Annotated in this window: 12 protein-coding genes; 6 read left to right on the forward strand and 6 right to left on the reverse strand. The window is 44.7% G+C overall.

The window, feature by feature from the left end:
- Nucleotides 1-2: 2 nt before the first annotated feature.
- Together pstA and pstB are read left to right on the forward strand one after the other, a co-directional pair.
- Nucleotides 3-899, forward strand: coding sequence for a phosphate ABC transporter permease PstA (pstA, locus tag QUB63_RS23325; protein WP_332947697.1), 897 nt, complete (start codon nt 3-5; stop codon nt 897-899).
- Between the two features lie 99 nt (nt 900-998).
- A complete protein-coding gene (pstB, locus tag QUB63_RS23330; RefSeq protein ID WP_332947736.1) occupies nt 999-1,793 on the forward strand; it encodes a phosphate ABC transporter ATP-binding protein PstB in 795 nt (264 codons plus the stop codon).
- A gap of 189 nt (nt 1,794-1,982) precedes the next feature.
- Here pstB and QUB63_RS23335 read toward each other — a convergent pair whose 3' ends face one another.
- Entirely contained in the window at nt 1,983-2,153 is a 171-nt protein-coding gene (locus QUB63_RS23335; RefSeq protein WP_332947698.1) for an NblA/ycf18 family protein, read from the reverse strand.
- Nucleotides 2,154-2,390: 237 nt separating this feature from the next.
- On the opposite strand from QUB63_RS23335, the gene QUB63_RS23340 reads away from it, so the two are divergent.
- From QUB63_RS23340 to QUB63_RS23355, 4 genes are all read left to right on the forward strand, one after another.
- Entirely contained in the window at nt 2,391-2,987 is a 597-nt protein-coding gene (locus QUB63_RS23340; RefSeq protein WP_332947700.1) for a phycobiliprotein lyase, read from the forward strand.
- Between the two features lie 362 nt (nt 2,988-3,349).
- Entirely contained in the window at nt 3,350-4,108 is a 759-nt protein-coding gene (locus QUB63_RS23345) for a phycobilisome rod-core linker polypeptide (protein ID WP_332947701.1), read from the forward strand.
- A gap of 142 nt (nt 4,109-4,250) precedes the next feature.
- The gene (locus tag QUB63_RS23350; RefSeq protein WP_332947702.1) at nt 4,251-5,015 is read left to right on the forward strand and encodes an NERD domain-containing protein; all 765 of its coding nucleotides are present in this window, start codon (nt 4,251-4,253) and stop codon (nt 5,013-5,015) included.
- 151 nt (nt 5,016-5,166) lie between these two features.
- Entirely contained in the window at nt 5,167-8,535 is a 3,369-nt protein-coding gene (locus QUB63_RS23355; RefSeq protein ID WP_332947703.1) for an AAA domain-containing protein, read from the forward strand.
- A gap of 13 nt (nt 8,536-8,548) precedes the next feature.
- Here QUB63_RS23355 and QUB63_RS23360 read toward each other — a convergent pair whose 3' ends face one another.
- The 5 genes from QUB63_RS23360 to QUB63_RS23380 form a co-directional block, all read right to left on the reverse strand.
- Nucleotides 8,549-10,327, reverse strand: a complete 1,779-nt coding sequence (locus tag QUB63_RS23360) for a formylglycine-generating enzyme family protein (protein WP_332947705.1) — start codon at nt 10,325-10,327, stop codon at nt 8,549-8,551.
- Nucleotides 10,297-11,478 (reverse strand): hypothetical protein, encoded by a 1,182-nt coding sequence (locus QUB63_RS23365; RefSeq protein WP_332947706.1) that lies wholly within the window; start codon nt 11,476-11,478, stop codon nt 10,297-10,299. Before QUB63_RS23365 ends, QUB63_RS23360 begins: the two co-directional genes overlap by 31 nt.
- Nucleotides 11,479-11,657: 179 nt before the next feature.
- On the reverse strand, nt 11,658-12,623 hold the full coding sequence (locus QUB63_RS23370) for an RluA family pseudouridine synthase (protein ID WP_332947707.1): 966 nt from the start codon (nt 12,621-12,623) through the stop codon (nt 11,658-11,660).
- Nucleotides 12,624-12,856: 233 nt separating this feature from the next.
- On the reverse strand, nt 12,857-14,305 hold the full coding sequence (locus tag QUB63_RS23375) for a RecQ family ATP-dependent DNA helicase (RefSeq protein WP_332947708.1): 1,449 nt from the start codon (nt 14,303-14,305) through the stop codon (nt 12,857-12,859).
- A 348-nt stretch (nt 14,306-14,653) separates the two neighbouring features.
- A complete protein-coding gene (locus tag QUB63_RS23380; protein ID WP_332947709.1) occupies nt 14,654-15,034 on the reverse strand; it encodes a hypothetical protein in 381 nt (126 codons plus the stop codon).
- Nucleotides 15,035-15,247: the final 213 nt, after the last annotated feature.

A 15,247-nucleotide genomic window follows, 5' to 3' on the forward strand; every position in this document is an offset into this window, starting at 1 on the left:
TTATGTCAAATATAGAGTCTGGCGCTCGCAATCCTTTTGCCTCGAATACAGGCAGCTTGAAGAAAGTTAAAGGCAGTCCGCAATCGCTGTTCAATATCGCGATGACGGTACTAGCAGGAGCCTGTTTAGCAATTAGTCTTTTGCCTCTGTTTGCAGTGCTTTCCTACGTCGCCGTACAAGGTTTTAGTCGCCTGAATTTAGACTTGTTTACCAAACTGCCGCCCCCGCCCGGACTGTCTGGAGGCGGTATCGCGAATGCAATTGTCGGTACTTTAATGACCGTAGGAATTGCTTCTCTAATTGCTGTTCCTTTTGGTGTGTTGGCCGCCGTTTATTTGTCGGAGTTCAGCAGCGGCAATATCGCTCGCTGGGTGCGCTTTGCGACTAATGTCCTCAGCGGAGTTCCATCGATTATTGCAGGGGTATTTGCCTACGGTTTGTTCGTGGTAAATATGGGAGGTTTTTCGGCAATTGCAGGGGGCGCGGCGCTGGCCGTGCTGATGTTGCCGACAATTGTGCGGACTACTGACGAAGCTCTACAAATCGTCCCGCAAGATATCAGATGGGCGTCGGTTGGTGTGGGTGCTTCTAATTATCAAACGGTGTTGCAGGTGGTTTTGCCTGCGGCAATTCCGGCGATTTTAACGGGTGTGACGCTGGCGGTTGCTCGCGCTGCTGGTGAAACTGCTCCTTTGATTTTCACGGCGCTGAATTCGCCTTTTTGGCCGGCGGGATTTGATAAGCCAACTCCGAGTCTTTCGGTTTTGGTGTACAACTTTGCAACGGTTCCTTTTAAGGCACAGAAAGAATTGGCTTGGGCTGCATCTTTGATTTTGGTGTTTATGGTTTTGCTGACGAGTATTCTTTCTCGCTGGGCAACTCGCCAAAAGGTTTATTAGTCAGTTGACAGTTGACAGTTGACAGTTGACAGTTGTCAGTTGTTGGTTGTTATTTGTAATTGGTCATTTGTAAAATTCGATTGGAGTATTAACTGTATGATGAATTTGGAAAAAAAGACGGAAACTGTTTTGCGGACTGAGAATATTAATATTTTTTACGGCGCTTTTCACGCGGTAAAAAATGTTTGTATGGAGATTCCTAAAAATCAGATTACTGCTTTAATCGGGCCGTCTGGCTGCGGTAAAAGTACGATTCTGCGATGTTTTAACCGCCTGAACGATTTAGTTAACGGTTTTCGTTTAGAGGGCCGAATTGATTACCAAGGTCAAAATCTTTACGCTCCTGATATTGATGCTGTCCAGGTGCGCCGCAAGATTGGGATGGTGTTTCAAAAGCCGAATCCTTTCCCGAAGTCGATTTATGACAATATTGCTTACGGTGCGAGGGTGAACAATTATAAGGGGGATATGGATGAGTTGGTGGAAAAGTCGCTCAAACAAGCTTATTTGTGGGATGAGGTAAAGGATAAGTTGAAGCAAAGCGGTTTTTCTCTTTCGGGGGGCCAGCAGCAGCGTTTGTGTATTGCTCGGGCGATCGCGATTAATCCTGATGTAGTGTTAATGGATGAACCTTGCGCTTCTCTTGACCCGATTTCGACGATTAAGATTGAGGAGTTGATGCGGGAACTCAAGGAGAAGTATACGATCGTGATCGTTACTCACAATATGCAGCAGGCTTCTCGGGTTTCTGACTTGACTGCTTTTTTCAATGCTAAACTTTCTGACGATGGGAAGCGGTTTGGCTATCTTGTGGAGTGTGACAGGACTGAGGTGATTTTCCAAAATCCGAAGGAAGAGTCTACTATGGATTATGTCAGCGGCCGTTTTGGTTGATTTGTAGGATTCTCCAACAGGTCCAAACAATCGCGCTACACAAACGATCGAACCAATTGGGACATAATATAACTGAAGAATCCCGGTTTCTTGGAGAAGCCGGGATTCTGGGTTTTATGTTTAAAAGCTCGATCGTACTTTTTGCAGATACAAGCCGGTGATTTTTTTTGGAAGAAGTTCTCGAAAAGCTCACATTTTCTTCATCCAATGCTTTAATAGGTTTTCTTTGACCATGTTTTGCCGCATCACTTCTAGCAGGTATTCCTGAGCTTGGTCTTGGCTCAAGCTCTTGACTTGTTCGCGCAGCACTTGCAATTTAAACTGCTGTTCCATGCTGAGGCTGGTTGTAGGCATATCCATAAATCGCTCCTCCAGTGTGTTACATGAGATAAATCGAGACCAGATAGATCGAAATGACGTTTCGCAGGCTTTGTTGTGTCTCCTACATTGTAAACTATCATAACATCTGCTTGACAATATGTCCAAAGTACACATTTTGAAACTAATTTGTGTCGCAAAAGTACATCTAAGTGGGGGGAGCTTTATCATAAAACAGGGGTAAAAACCGGGAAGCCTAAGCCAAAGGAGCTAGTTTGTATGGATGCAATGGAGTTTTTTCAGAGCAGTGCTGGGGAGTGGCGATCGCAGCGCAGCACTCACCACCTGGCTTTCCGCCAAGCGGAGATTGGAGATTCAAATATTCAGGTAACGGCGCTGGCTGCGGATGACGCGCGGGTGGCAGAGATTTGCCAGATGCACTCCGTCGATCCGAGTCGGGCTGCTGGGGGGGCTTTTGTGACTTGGCACGGCACGATGGCGTGGGATAAGGATGATGAGAATCATAAAGGGTCTACGGTGTTCGCGATCGTCCCCGATCCTGAAAATCCGCGGCAGGGTTTGATGTTGCGGGAACGGGGCTATGCGGAAATTGTGCCGGTGGCCGGGCGTTTTGAGATGGATGATGAGGATGCGCTGCTGCTGATTACGGAATACGAGACGATGAGTTCGATCGAGCGTTTCTGGTTTGCCAATCCCAACGTGCGGATGCGGACGAGTAGCGTCAAGCGCTTTGGCGGTTTCAGCACTTCAACTTTTTGTACCGAAGTTCGGGTGGAACCAGACTCGGATGCAGCGGCCGGGGCCGCTCAGAAGGAGCCAGTTGTCAGCGAGTTTTACTCAGCTCTGGGCTGGTAGTTTTCGGCTCGTTCCCGGCTCGTTTGCCTCGTTCCCAGGCTCTCTCTGCCTGGGAATACTCTGACGGCGGCTCTGCCTCCCGTTTGACGAGGCAGAGCCTCGCTTATCGGCCGATAGAGCCACTTTTGGGGAACGATCCCTCTTTCTGCATAACTGCCCTCTTCCTTCTTCCTTCTTCCTTCTTGCTTCTTCCTTCTTCCTTCCTTCAAAGTCAACAAATGTTACAGATTGTTGCAAAAATTCAGGAAAATCAGATTTAGATTGCGAGAATCCCCTAATCTGTATGTTGGTTAGTTGTATCGTTATGCTGGCAGCTCGCGGTATCAACTATTTTGAAAATTTGAGATAACGGAGATTTTAACGTGGCGCTTCCTTTATTAAGCTACGCCCCCAAGAGCCAAAACCAGCGCGTTGCTGGTTATGAAGTAGCGGGCGACGAGCAGCCGAGAATTTTCACAACTGAAAATGTGCTCTCGTCTGGAGACATCGAAAATTTGATTTGGGCTGGATATCGCCAGATTTACAGCGAACACCAAATCCTCAAGAGCAACCGCCAAAAGTCTTTGGAGTCGCAACTCAAGTTCGGCCAAATTACGGTGCGGGACTTTATTCGCGGTTTGGCGACTTCGGCTCCTTTCCTAGAGCGGAATTATCAAACTAACAGCAACTATCGGTTTGTGGAAATGTGCGTGCAGCGCATTTTGGGCCGGGATGTTTACAGCGAGCGCGAAAAGATTGCTTGGTCGATCGTGGTAGCAAATAAGGGGCCTCAAGGCTTTATTGACGAGTTGGTCAATAGCGAAGAGTACCTGGAAAAGTTCGGCTACGATACCGTACCTTACCAGCAGCGCCGAATTTTGCCTCAGCGAGTTGGAGGGGATACTCCTTTCAACTTGAAAACGCCCCGCTACGGTGAGTACCACCGTTCGCAGCTTGGCTTCCCGCAAATCATCTGGCAGACAAGTGTCCGCCGTTTTGTTCCTCAAGAACAGCAGCCGAAAGCTGGCGATCCGTCGAACTATTTGGGTATGGCGCGCAATATGCCCCTGCCTGCTACTCCGCCGCAGCGGGTGGCTCTGGCTAATATCAATATCGACACGATGGTTCCCCGTCGCCGGTAATTGATGCTGTCTGATGCAATTATTTGTGTCGGGCGATCGACTGAATCGATCGGCTTTTAGGCTGAGAGAGTTTTGAGTCTTGAGTTTTGAGGTTTGAGTTTTTTGATAAACTTGGAATCCAAAACTCGAGACTCATAATTTTTTGTCATTAGGAAGAAGGAAGAAGGAAGAAGGAAGAAAAATAATTCGACCTTTTCTCATTGTCAACGATAAGTGCATAGGTGCATTTATGCAGCCGCAATATAACGAAGGTGCTGGAAAACCATTGCGTCGCCATGCTCAACAGCTTCGTACCAAAGCCTTATACAGGTACGGTGCGGCAACAGGGTTGGTGTTGTTGCCACTGCTGGTATACGGAGTAGCACCTTTTGCTCCTTTATTTTTGGTCGCGGCTCTTTTGATAGGGGCATTAATCGCCCTTCCGTTGATTGAGGACGGGAAAACGTTTTGGAAGTCGTCTCAGAGATTTGACCAAGGGGCCTGTGGTGAAGAAAAGACTCAGCAAGTTTTGGAATCCCTAATCCAATCTGGATGGATAGCTGAGTACAACTTAAGATTGCCGCAAGTAGGCGATATCGATGTGTGGCTGCGATCGCCTAAAGGGGTCAATTTTATCCTTGATGTGAAGTCTCACTCAACCGAAGTTCTGTTGGATGGCGATGTGCTCAATCGTCGATATTACGGGAAATTGAGAGATTTTGAGAAAGACTTTCTGGCACAGATTGCCAAAGAAGTCACGGCTATCAAAAAAGCTAAGAAGTTAACCAAGGTCACTCCAGTAGTTGTATTTAGCGATGCCAAGGTGAGTTTTAGCAACAAAAAGAAGATTAGGGGTGCTTACGTCATGGAACTGGGAAATCTGGTGTCAGGGTTGCAAGAACTCGATCGCACCTATAAAAGTAGATAAGATTGGGAGGAAGGAGATAAACGGCTACATCGATATGTTGGACATCAACAAATTTGTATATAGTATTACCACCCCAGACTTGCACTAGCATCTAAGTGACACTTGTGCTATAAAAAACAGTTAAGGTAGAAACAATATCCTGGAGGGAATCTTGGACAATACAGCCAAGGTAGATGCAATTCTCAATGCCTGGTTCGACTACATTGATTTGGATGATTACAGTAACGCCCGGATTGAAGTAGCCAATCGGGATAAGTTAAAAAAGGATGATATCAGGCTAGTAGGCGATTGTGTATTAATTCCGGAACCTATTTTTTCAGAACTGCAACATAAAGCCACCAAAAAGCAACAAAATCAGCAGGACTCTGTGTGGGTTTTATCCTTTCCGCAAACTTTTGATGTAGAAGAGGGAAAATCTTATCTTTGTCCTCTGTTTAGTTTGGATGTTACATCTATTCTTAAGGGAAATTATCAAGAAGAAGGATGGAACCTTGACGAACTAAAACTCATAGAAGCAGGAGACAATTTAACTAAATTTCTGGGAATGGATGATGAACAGCGCGAGAAATTGATTACTAAAGATGGGCTGCGACTGTTTCTAAAAACAACATTTGCAATTGAGTTTCAAACTTATGAGGAGTGGATGCGACAGGTGGTCATACCAGGCTCTCGTCGCCCGGTTCAACGGCAGCCGTACTTGTTTAAGTTTACAGGAGGCCCATTTTCAGGGAAACTCAAGAAAGACCTGAAAGACATTAAGGCAGGCTCAAAAAACTGGTCGAAAGGACATCCAGCTTATGAGTATCTGTTCGGTGCGCCTCAACTTCCGAAACACGAAGTTACTTACATGGGTGCTTTCCCGACCCACGCACCAACTACTTCACAATTAACAGCACTGAAACACGCTCAAAGCGAACCTGTGACGGCGGTCCAAGGCCCACCTGGTTCTGGGAAAACTACCCTCATCCTTCATCTTATCGCTCAACAGGTAGTCAATCGCGCACTCAGATTAATTGATGGAGAGGAGGATATCAATAATCTCACAGTTGTTAGCAGTACCAATAATAAAGCCGTTGACAATGTTATTGAAAAGATAGATGAATGGTTAAATAACGATGGTTTAGAACATGATTTTCTATATATAAAAGGAGGGAGTAGAGAGAATATTGAAAAAGCGGGAGGTGCTCTCGATAATCTACAACAAGGACTTGAATATATTCAACAAAATAGTTTTAACGAAACAGTTTTTAATCAAAAAAAGCAGGAAATAAAACACAGAAAAGATGACATTTTATTAGAGAAGTCGAAATATTTAGCAGCACGCCGTAAAAGAGCTTTAGATGAAGAACGACTGCCTCATCTTCGGAAAGAGATACAAATACTTCAACAGCATTTAGATGAGGCAATAGCTACTAGAAGCAACTTGCAAGAACTAGCAGAAGATTTGGCAAAATATGAACAACTACCAAGTGAAGCTTATCGCAAAATAGAACGGCACTTTAATAATGTGGAAGGACACATAGAGAAACCAGAAGGAAGATTACCTTGGTGGACTCGTTTGTGGCGCTGGATAACTGGGAGAACAGAAAAACAGATTATAACTAAGGCCGTTTTAGCTTGCGAATCAGCAATTGAAATTACATTCAATACTCCTTTCCCTGTAGGAAATCCCAAAAATCGCCACGAATTTATTCGAGAATTAGAGAGGGTTAGGGAAAAACTAGCAAAAGCAAAAGACCTACAACACGTACAAGCAAGCTTGCAAACAAATGCTGAAGATATAGCCAACACAGAGCAACAAAAAGATGGAGCGGATAGAGAGTTAACTTCCTTAGAAAATAGTTTGGCAACTCCATTGGAAGACTTTTACGCTTCCTTTCATGAAAAGTTTCACGCTCGACACCAAGAACTCTTTAAGCTATCGCGGGAATTTCTGACTCAGCAAGCACTACAAGATAAGGACAATGTACAAAAAGCTTTGAAGTCATATTTAGATTTTCTTTTGGTAAACTCTAAGGCGCTTAATACGTTTAAAAAAAATCAAGATGAGTATTTTAAAGCCATAAGTTTGATATTTCCAGTCATTAGCAGTGGGTTGCTCTCACTACGAAATATGCTACCGCGCATCTCTGAGTGTGTTGACCGCACAATTATAGATGAAGCTGGAATGATTCCACTGTATCAGAGCTTTCCGTTGCTGGTGCGATCGCGCAAGGCTATTATTGTCGGAGATCCTCTACAAATTGAGCCTGTAATTACTTTAAGTGACCAAAGACGCGATAAATACCGTCAAACAGCATTTCTTGACAGAGAATTAACTGAAAGTGATTACCATTGTTACAGTCCGGAAGAAGAATATAGCGCTACTACCTATCATCGCGCCGCCGGAGTAACTGGAGAAGATGGCAATACAGGTAATGGGATTGGCTTGATGGAGCATTACCGTTGTCAACCTAGCATTATTCAATATTGTAATGCTATTGCTGGCTATGGCTTAGAGATCAAAACGGAACCAGTTGATTCTTTATTGGAATCCCACTTAATTGCTTACGATGTTGAGGGAAATATCCGCAATAATGTTAATGAGGAAGAAGTTACTGCTGTCTGTGAAATAATTCAGCATTTGCTCGATCAAGGTTACTCATTAAAAGATATCGGTGTAATTTCAGCCTTTCGCGCTCAAGCTAATGCTCTGACGGAAGCTATCACTAAAATATTCCCTCTATTTAATAGAAAGTTCGTGGGAACAATTCACACTTTTCAAGGTTCCGAGAAAAAAGTAATTATCCTGTCTACAAAAGTATGCCGCTCGCAGGATAATGTTAGTTGGCTTAATAAGCGACCTAATCTTCTTAATGTTGCCGTGTCTAGAGCAAAAGAACTATTTATCTTGGTGGGCAATCTTTATAGACTAGAAAAAGGAAGATTGACCCGTCAGCTTGTTGAGCATATTCGATATCGGGGTGTTATTTTAGAGTATAAATCGGAGGCAGAAATTCCGCAGCAACAGCCTGGAGCGACTCCAATTTATGATTGCGACCATTTAACAATTTTTAGAGAAGCTATTGAGCAAGCAGAACGCGAAATTTTGATTGTCTCACCTTCGATTCGGGGTAACGAACCAAAATGGTTTGTGACTGAGATTGTCTCGGCGTTGCAAAAAGGGGTTAAGGTTACGGTAATTTACGGAAAGAAAGGTAACGAAGATAATGATAATAATGATGCCCAAGCTGAAAAAGAGTTGAGAGATTTATTTTCCCAGCATCCAGGTTCACGTTTAATTCGTTTAGGTAAAGAAATACATATAGAAAGCAGAGGAACCAATGAAAGAAGTTTGGTTTGCGACGATAAATTGGCTATTATAGGAAGTTGGAATTGGCTTTCTCACCCTTACAGAGAGCAGTGTAGAAGGTTATTAATCAATCCCAAAGTTCAAATCCGCCGCGAGATGAGCATACAACTTTCTGACTCATCGTTTATTGCGGATGTCAAGGCAAGGATTTATAAGTTAATTACATAGTAATCAGCAAATTTTACATACAAGAAAAGATAACCCGAAAACCAAATTCTTTGTCAGTAATGGTTGCATATTCGGAAAAGCGAGATGCAGAACGACACTCATGAGGAAAATAATTCCAAGAACCACCCCGCAAAATTCCATATTCCTCATTTCCATTATTGAGCCATGCACTAGCATCTAAGGGTGCTACTTGATAATTTTCGTGTTCATAGTCAGCGCACCATTCCCGAACATTACCGTGCATGTCGCAGAGTCCAAAAGCATTAGCTGGAAAACTACCTACCTCAGTTGTCTGTTGGCGGTAAACGCCTAATGGTTCGCTAATATAAGTTCCTCTGTACAAAAGAGCGTTAATTTTCTGGTCTTGTCCGCAATAGTTTGCTAGATGTGTCGTAATTGTTTTGCCAAAATGAAATGGGGTTGTTGTTTGAGCGCGACAGGCGTATTCCCATTCAGCTTCACTGGGTAAGCGATAAAATCGTCTTGTTCTCTGCGACAGTCGAGCGCAGAACTCCTCAGCATCATACCAAGAAACCCGTTCAACGGGTCTATGATCTCCTTTAAAGCAAGATGGATTGGGATCGAGGTCATGCTTGATTTTTGGTCGGGATGCGATCGCTCTCCACTGTGCCTGAGTGATGGGATACTTACCCATAAAGAAGGGTTTTACAGTAACTAGATGTCGGGGACGTTCATCCTCGCGGGATTCAAGTTCTTCTTGGGGCGCTCCCATTGTAAATTTACCACCTGGGATGGAAACCATTTCCAACTCAACTGCGTCGCCCAAAATTTCGACAAAGTATTGTGCCTGTTTTGGGCAACGTTTAGTTTCTCGCCCTTGAGCATCCACAGTTACCACTTCAAACTCAAAAGTTGTGGTGTCGGGAATTAATGATGTTAGCGGCTTCGCCGAGATATTTTTTACCGATTCATCCTTTAAATGAGGAGTTTTATCTGGCAGATTTAACTCATTTAGACGATAACTCGCTCTATCGCCATCCCAACTACAACTTTCAAAATAAATGGGCAGTTGTTTATTATTCAAGCTGGTAACTTGCTGTTTAACTTTCTCAGAAATTACCTTCATATTTGGAGGCCAAGTTTCTAAAGGTTCCTGTTCTAGTGCCTCCCTGACTGCTTGAGAGAAGTATCCTGTTTGACATTTAGTGTTAACTATTGCTTTCTCTCCTTCTCTAGCGGCCAGTAACACAAACTGTTTATAATCTCGCATAGGCTGACCACTAGAGAATTCTTTCCCTTTTAAATTAGTTGGTCGTCCGTCCGACTCCAACAAATAATTAGCACACGCATCAAGAATGCAAATATGATTTTTAATTCCAAACAAATTTGACTTTAATAAAAGAAGCAAAGAATTTAAATCCAAGTTCCGCCAATTTTGCGATGTGGCATCAGCACATAGTAGCCTGCGTTCTCGTTCGGAGGAAAGCAAACCATGGCCCGCCCAAAAAATATAAAGCAAATCTCCTTTTTGTTTAGAAAATTTATTTTCTATTATATTGGATAGATTTTGCTCGGTTGCTTCCTCTACTGTGAAATCTGATTGCTCAAGTAGGGGATTATTTTCTTCTAGCGATGACAAGCAAAGCTGGATATTCTCTTTCGGTACACCTCGCTTACACAGCCAGTCGGCGAACTTGAGAGCGTCATTAGCAGGGCCACCGACATTCCAAGAAGTATTACTGTATTTCTCGATACCCACAACTAACCCATAAGTCCGCCCTGGTTTAGCAATTATCTGCATCATGGCAGTCTGGGAATAATCGCTTTCCATGTTGCAGGATTTTCCCAGTAAGCGCTGTGCGATCGCGGAAACGGTTGTTTGCTATCTACCAACACATCCTGCACTTTATTCGGGAACACATTAGCACCAACGTAACTGAGAAAATCCCGTAAATCGTATATATTCAACCAAGCTGGAAAATCCTCTGGTAGCGGTTCACCAAATTCTAAACTGTGTAGGGCATTAATCTCATATAAAAAGGGTGCTTGGGAACCAACTGTCACTAATAGCGCCACTTTTTCCAAGTGTTCTTTGACGAGCAAATCAACGCAAGCAATTCCTCCCAAGCTATGAGCTAGCAAAACTACTGGTGGTTCAGCTTGCTCAATAATTTCTCGGATAAATCGGCGAATCTTTTCTCCTCGACTCTGATAAAGCAAGATATCGCAAGGAAAGGGTGAAATTGCATCTGTAATGCTGCCGCGCTTGCGCTTTATCGCAAACGTTGTTGGATGCGCCAGTAAAGAAAGAAGCTTCCACACCCCGCCTCCTAATCCCAACTCCGGTTCTCCCAAAGCACAACTGAGCGTTTGTACCACTTTATCCCGCAAATCAGCCTTGGTGAGAATTGACGGATACTTCTCCTGTTGTTCGCAGTAAAACATTGCCTGAGCGACAATCGCTCTTGCTATAGCATCACAATACTCACTTAAGGAGTCCGATGCTTTTTGCAAAGCTTCATGATAGGCTTCACTGCGAATAACTGCTTGTAGTGCTTCATCAAACACCAAAGCAATTCCCGCATCAACCAAAAGCGCTTGCAGTTCGGGTGAAGGCTCCAATCTTTGCAACAGAGAGTCTAATTCATCACTGGGTTGTTCTGCAAAAGGATTAGCAGAACCTTCCTCACTCGGTTTCAGTGACAATAACTGTAATTCATAGAGGGGGTCACGGTATAGCTGTTCCCACAGCAAAATCTCCTTATCTTCTTCCTCCTCTTCCGACAGCGCTAGTGTCGCATCATACAAAGGTATAGATGCCCCTTGAGCATTTAACTTGGTTCCCAACATTTCGCCCCACAAACACGGGACGACTTTGATATCGGGACGTTGGATACCAAGCTTTTTTTGAATTAGCGCAAAATTTTCCTCGTATTGAGTTGGTCGTACCCCTGTGCCATGTACAAATACAAGAGTTGTCATTGTTTTACAGATACTCAAAGGGATTCTATACCACTTTAGGGTTGCTTATCAAAAAAGTAAAGATTCTGCTCCCGTTATAGCAGCAGACAGAGGCAGATGAGGACAAAAATTGGATCGAGGCTCTGCAAGCGTCTGATGGCTACTTGTCACAATAGCTTTGGCGACTGCTATACCAATTATCAAATATGAGCTCGCAAGCGCAATATTTTTAGCAGGGTGTTGAATTGATCGGGTTCGGGCGCGATCGCCTCTATTAATTCTCCGGTTAAAGGATGCTGCAATTGCAGCCGCCATGCGTGGAGGGCTTGTCCTGTTAAATTGACGCCGATAGAACGGTTGCTACTGTACATCGGGTCGCCGACTATGGGATGTTTGATTTCGGCTGTATGCACGCGAATTTGATGGGTGCGACCGGTTTCTAATTGATAGTGAATTAAGCAATAGTTGCCGATTCTTTCTTTGATTGTCCAGTGAGTAACTGCGGGGCGGCCGCCTTTTTCTACTGGTACTACTGCCATTTTTTTGCGGTCTGTGGGATGCCGGCCGATTGGTAGGTCTATTGTGCCTTTTTCGGTGCTGGGAACGCCGTAAACTATGCCTAAATATTCGCGGCGGGCGGTTTTGCTTTTGAGTTGGGCTTGTAAATTTTGGTGGGCAATGTCGGTTTTGGCGATCGCGATCGCACCTGTTGTATCTTTGTCTAATCTGTGGACGATTCCGGGGCGCTGGACTCCACCGATTTCTGCGAGGGGACAGTGGGCTAACAGGGCGTTGACTAATGTGCCGTCTTGATGTCCGGCGGCTGGGTGGACGACTAATCCGGCTGGTTTGTTGATGATAATTAGGCTGTCGTCTTCGTAGAGGATGTCGAGGGGAATTGCTTGGGGTTCTAATTTTGTGGGCTGGGCTTCGGGTAATGTGATGTGGATGCGATCGCCCGTTTTGACTGATATTTTTTTCGAGGTGCAGGTTTCGTCGTTGACTTTGACGTTGCCTTGTGCTATGAGGGTTTGGATTCGCGATCGGGATAAGTCCGGTATCTGGTTTGACAGCCAAATATCTAGTCGCTGAGTCACATTAGTTTGATTAAATTCCTCTGTATTTTCTACTGTATATATCTGTGCGGCAGTCTCTGTTTCTATCATTTATTTTTTACTGTTTTTTCCCGATTTTATAAAGTAGGAATTATCCAAAGAGAAGACGGCGGTTCAAACCGCGTCGATAGAGACAAAACCCGCCGGACGCCGGTTGAAGACAAAGGCAATTAAGATTACGCGCTCCTCTCTTTGTCGGCGTCCGGCGGACATCGTTTGTATAGCAGCGGTTTCAACCGCCGTCTCATCTTTTATCCTAACATCTTTTAGTCTAATTGTCAATTTTATCGACAATTATCGCAGTGGCCGCACCGCATTGATTTAGATTCCTTGGTAAAGCCAAAAGCTTGCAGCAAAAATTGCCACCTGCACTCCCGATGTTTGAGATATTTTGCCATTTCTTCGGCGGCGGTAAAGTTTTGTTTGGCGGCTTTTTGCGGTGCGGATTTGTCGATCGCATAATTGAAAGGATCTGACCATGTTAATTGTCCGCTGCTGTGTAGAATCGAAAGGGCGAGATCGCTTTCTGGAAATTCCCGCCCCACAGCATCTGCATCGCCTTTAACTGGCAGTTGTTTGGCTAACTGCTGCGCTTCTCGGTATTGCGATCGCAATTTGTCTTGAAAAAATTGTGCTCTTTGTTTGTCATCGGGATAAAGCAAACCCGTCGGTTCGCTAATCAACGTCAGGGCGATCGCAGATTTGCCGTCGCGTCCGCCTCTACCAATTTCCTGAATGTATTCCGATAATAGCAAAGGTGCTTGAAAGTGAACAACCCACCGGACATCCGGCTTGTTAATTCCCATCCCGAAGGCGGAGGTACAAGTCACAAATTTAAGCTCATTGTTCAGCCAAGCTGTTTCTATTTTTCGGCGCGATTCGGCACTCAAACCTGCGTGATATGCTGCTGTTTCATAACCGGCACCTTCCAGCAAATCTGCTAAATTTTCGCTATCTTTTCTCGTGCGGACGTAGACTAATCCGGCTTCTTTTGGTCGAGCTTTGATAAAATTTAATAACTGCTGTTTGCGTCCCCTCGCCGTCCAGACTGTCTGCACTTGCAGGTGCAAGTTAGAACGGTACGGACTCAGCAGAAAAGCTTCTGGCTTGTGCAGTTGCAAGACATTTTTGATTATTTTTTGTGCTTCCGGGTTGGCGGTGGCGGTGAAAGCTGCGATCGCAATTTTACTGCCTTCGGGCTTCGCTTTCAACAAAGCCGATCGCACTGTTCCCAAACGGCGGTAAGCCGGCCGAAAAGTATCGCCCCACTGCACTAAACAGTGAGCTTCATCTAATATTAAACCGTTGATTGGGATGTGCGGCTGACTGATAATTTCCCAAACAGGTTTGCTGAGCAATGTTTCGGGAGACAGGTACAGCAATCTCAACTTATTTTGTTGCAGCGATTGCATAGTTTGTCGGCGCTGCTGTGTTGGCAATTGACTGTGCAGGAGGGAAGCGGGTAGATTGCGAGATCGCAATTCTTGCACTTGATTTTCCATCAGCGCGACTAACGGCGAAACTACCAAAGTTAAGCCTGTTTGTAACAAAGCTGGCAGTTGAAAACAGATTGATTTGCCGCCACCAGTCGGCATAATTATAATTGTATCTTTTCCGGCTAATAAACTGCTAACTATTTCTCCTTGCGGCGGCCGAAATTCGTCGTAGCCCCAGATTTCTTTGAAGGAGGCGCGGGCTTGATTTAATGATGTTGGTTCTGGTTGGTATTTCATGTGGTTTAGTGCCAAAATCAGACGTAAGGTTCTTATGGCGCACTCTACATAATTAGTGAATCTGAGGCCGTAGGGTGCGTCAGCAACAATACGAGCTGTATTTAGCAAAGATTGTACAACTGACGCACCCAACAATAACTATTCCTAAAATTATCTGCGTTGCATCGTCGGTTGCATCTGCCTAGAAGGAGCGGTTCACCGGCTCGCATCAAAGATTTATGCAATTGCTCGTCTATTTTAGATTTTGAGTTTTGGATTTAAGACGATCGTCCATTCTAGAACCCTGCGAATCTCCGAATTTATCGAGCAATCCCAATCCAAAATCCAAAATCCCAAATCTCAAATCGCCTAAGACTCGCCGTCTCGGCGCCCGAGTTCGTACACGCCGCCGCCAATACAGGCGATCGTACCCATAGATACCGCCCAACCAGTGCCGAGAGAAAATTCAACGCCCCAATTGCACAATCCGCCCGCAATCAAAAAGGGCACAATGCTCAACAGCGAAGCGTAAAAGGTATTTTGAGCTTCTCTGGCTTGGCGGGTTCTTTCGTACTCCGCTTCCGAGGTGTAGAGGGATCTTTCGGCAAAATTCATCCAGCGGTTGAGTTGCAGGATTACCCATTCTGTGAGGGGCGACAGGCCCCAGTACAGGGCCAATGACCACAATGAGGTACCGGCGATCGCAGTTGCGTCTATGGCAAAACTAAAGGGGAAAATTTCAGTAAGCATTGCTTGATATGTGTGTTATGAATTTGAGATTTTAGACGGCATCCAAAATCCCGGACTAAACTATAGTGTCAAGCAAAAGCTCGATCGAATTCAACCGCAGCACGAATTGGGCTGGAAAAATATTCTCCGTTACCCGCAGCATTTAACCCGAAGCCTTGACACCTGTTCTGTATGCAGTAAGATACACGTTGGTCAACTGATTCGCTAGTGGGT

Source organism: Microcoleus sp. ARI1-B5, from assembly GCF_036705795.1.
Lineage (GTDB): Bacteria > Cyanobacteriota > Cyanobacteriia > Cyanobacteriales > Microcoleaceae > Microcoleus.

Bases quoted from the DNA above. Each gene is read 5' to 3' on its own strand.
- pstA (WP_332947697.1), top strand. From the start codon at position 3: ATGTCAAATATAGAGTCTGGCGCTCGCAATCCTTTTGCCTCGAATACA.
- pstB (WP_332947736.1), top strand. From the start codon at position 999: ATGAATTTGGAAAAAAAGACGGAAACTGTTTTGCGGACTGAGAATATT.
- QUB63_RS23335 (WP_332947698.1), bottom strand. From the start codon at position 2,153: ATGGATATGCCTACAACCAGCCTCAGCATGGAACAGCAGTTTAAATTG.
- QUB63_RS23340 (WP_332947700.1), top strand. From the start codon at position 2,391: ATGGATGCAATGGAGTTTTTTCAGAGCAGTGCTGGGGAGTGGCGATCG.
- QUB63_RS23360 (WP_332947705.1), bottom strand. From the start codon at position 10,327: ATGGAAAGCGATTATTCCCAGACTGCCATGATGCAGATAATTGCTAAA.
- QUB63_RS23365 (WP_332947706.1), bottom strand. From the start codon at position 11,478: ATGACAACTCTTGTATTTGTACATGGCACAGGGGTACGACCAACTCAA.
- QUB63_RS23370 (WP_332947707.1), bottom strand. From the start codon at position 12,623: ATGATAGAAACAGAGACTGCCGCACAGATATATACAGTAGAAAATACA.
- QUB63_RS23375 (WP_332947708.1), bottom strand. From the start codon at position 14,305: ATGAAATACCAACCAGAACCAACATCATTAAATCAAGCCCGCGCCTCC.
- QUB63_RS23380 (WP_332947709.1), bottom strand. From the start codon at position 15,034: ATGCTTACTGAAATTTTCCCCTTTAGTTTTGCCATAGACGCAACTGCG.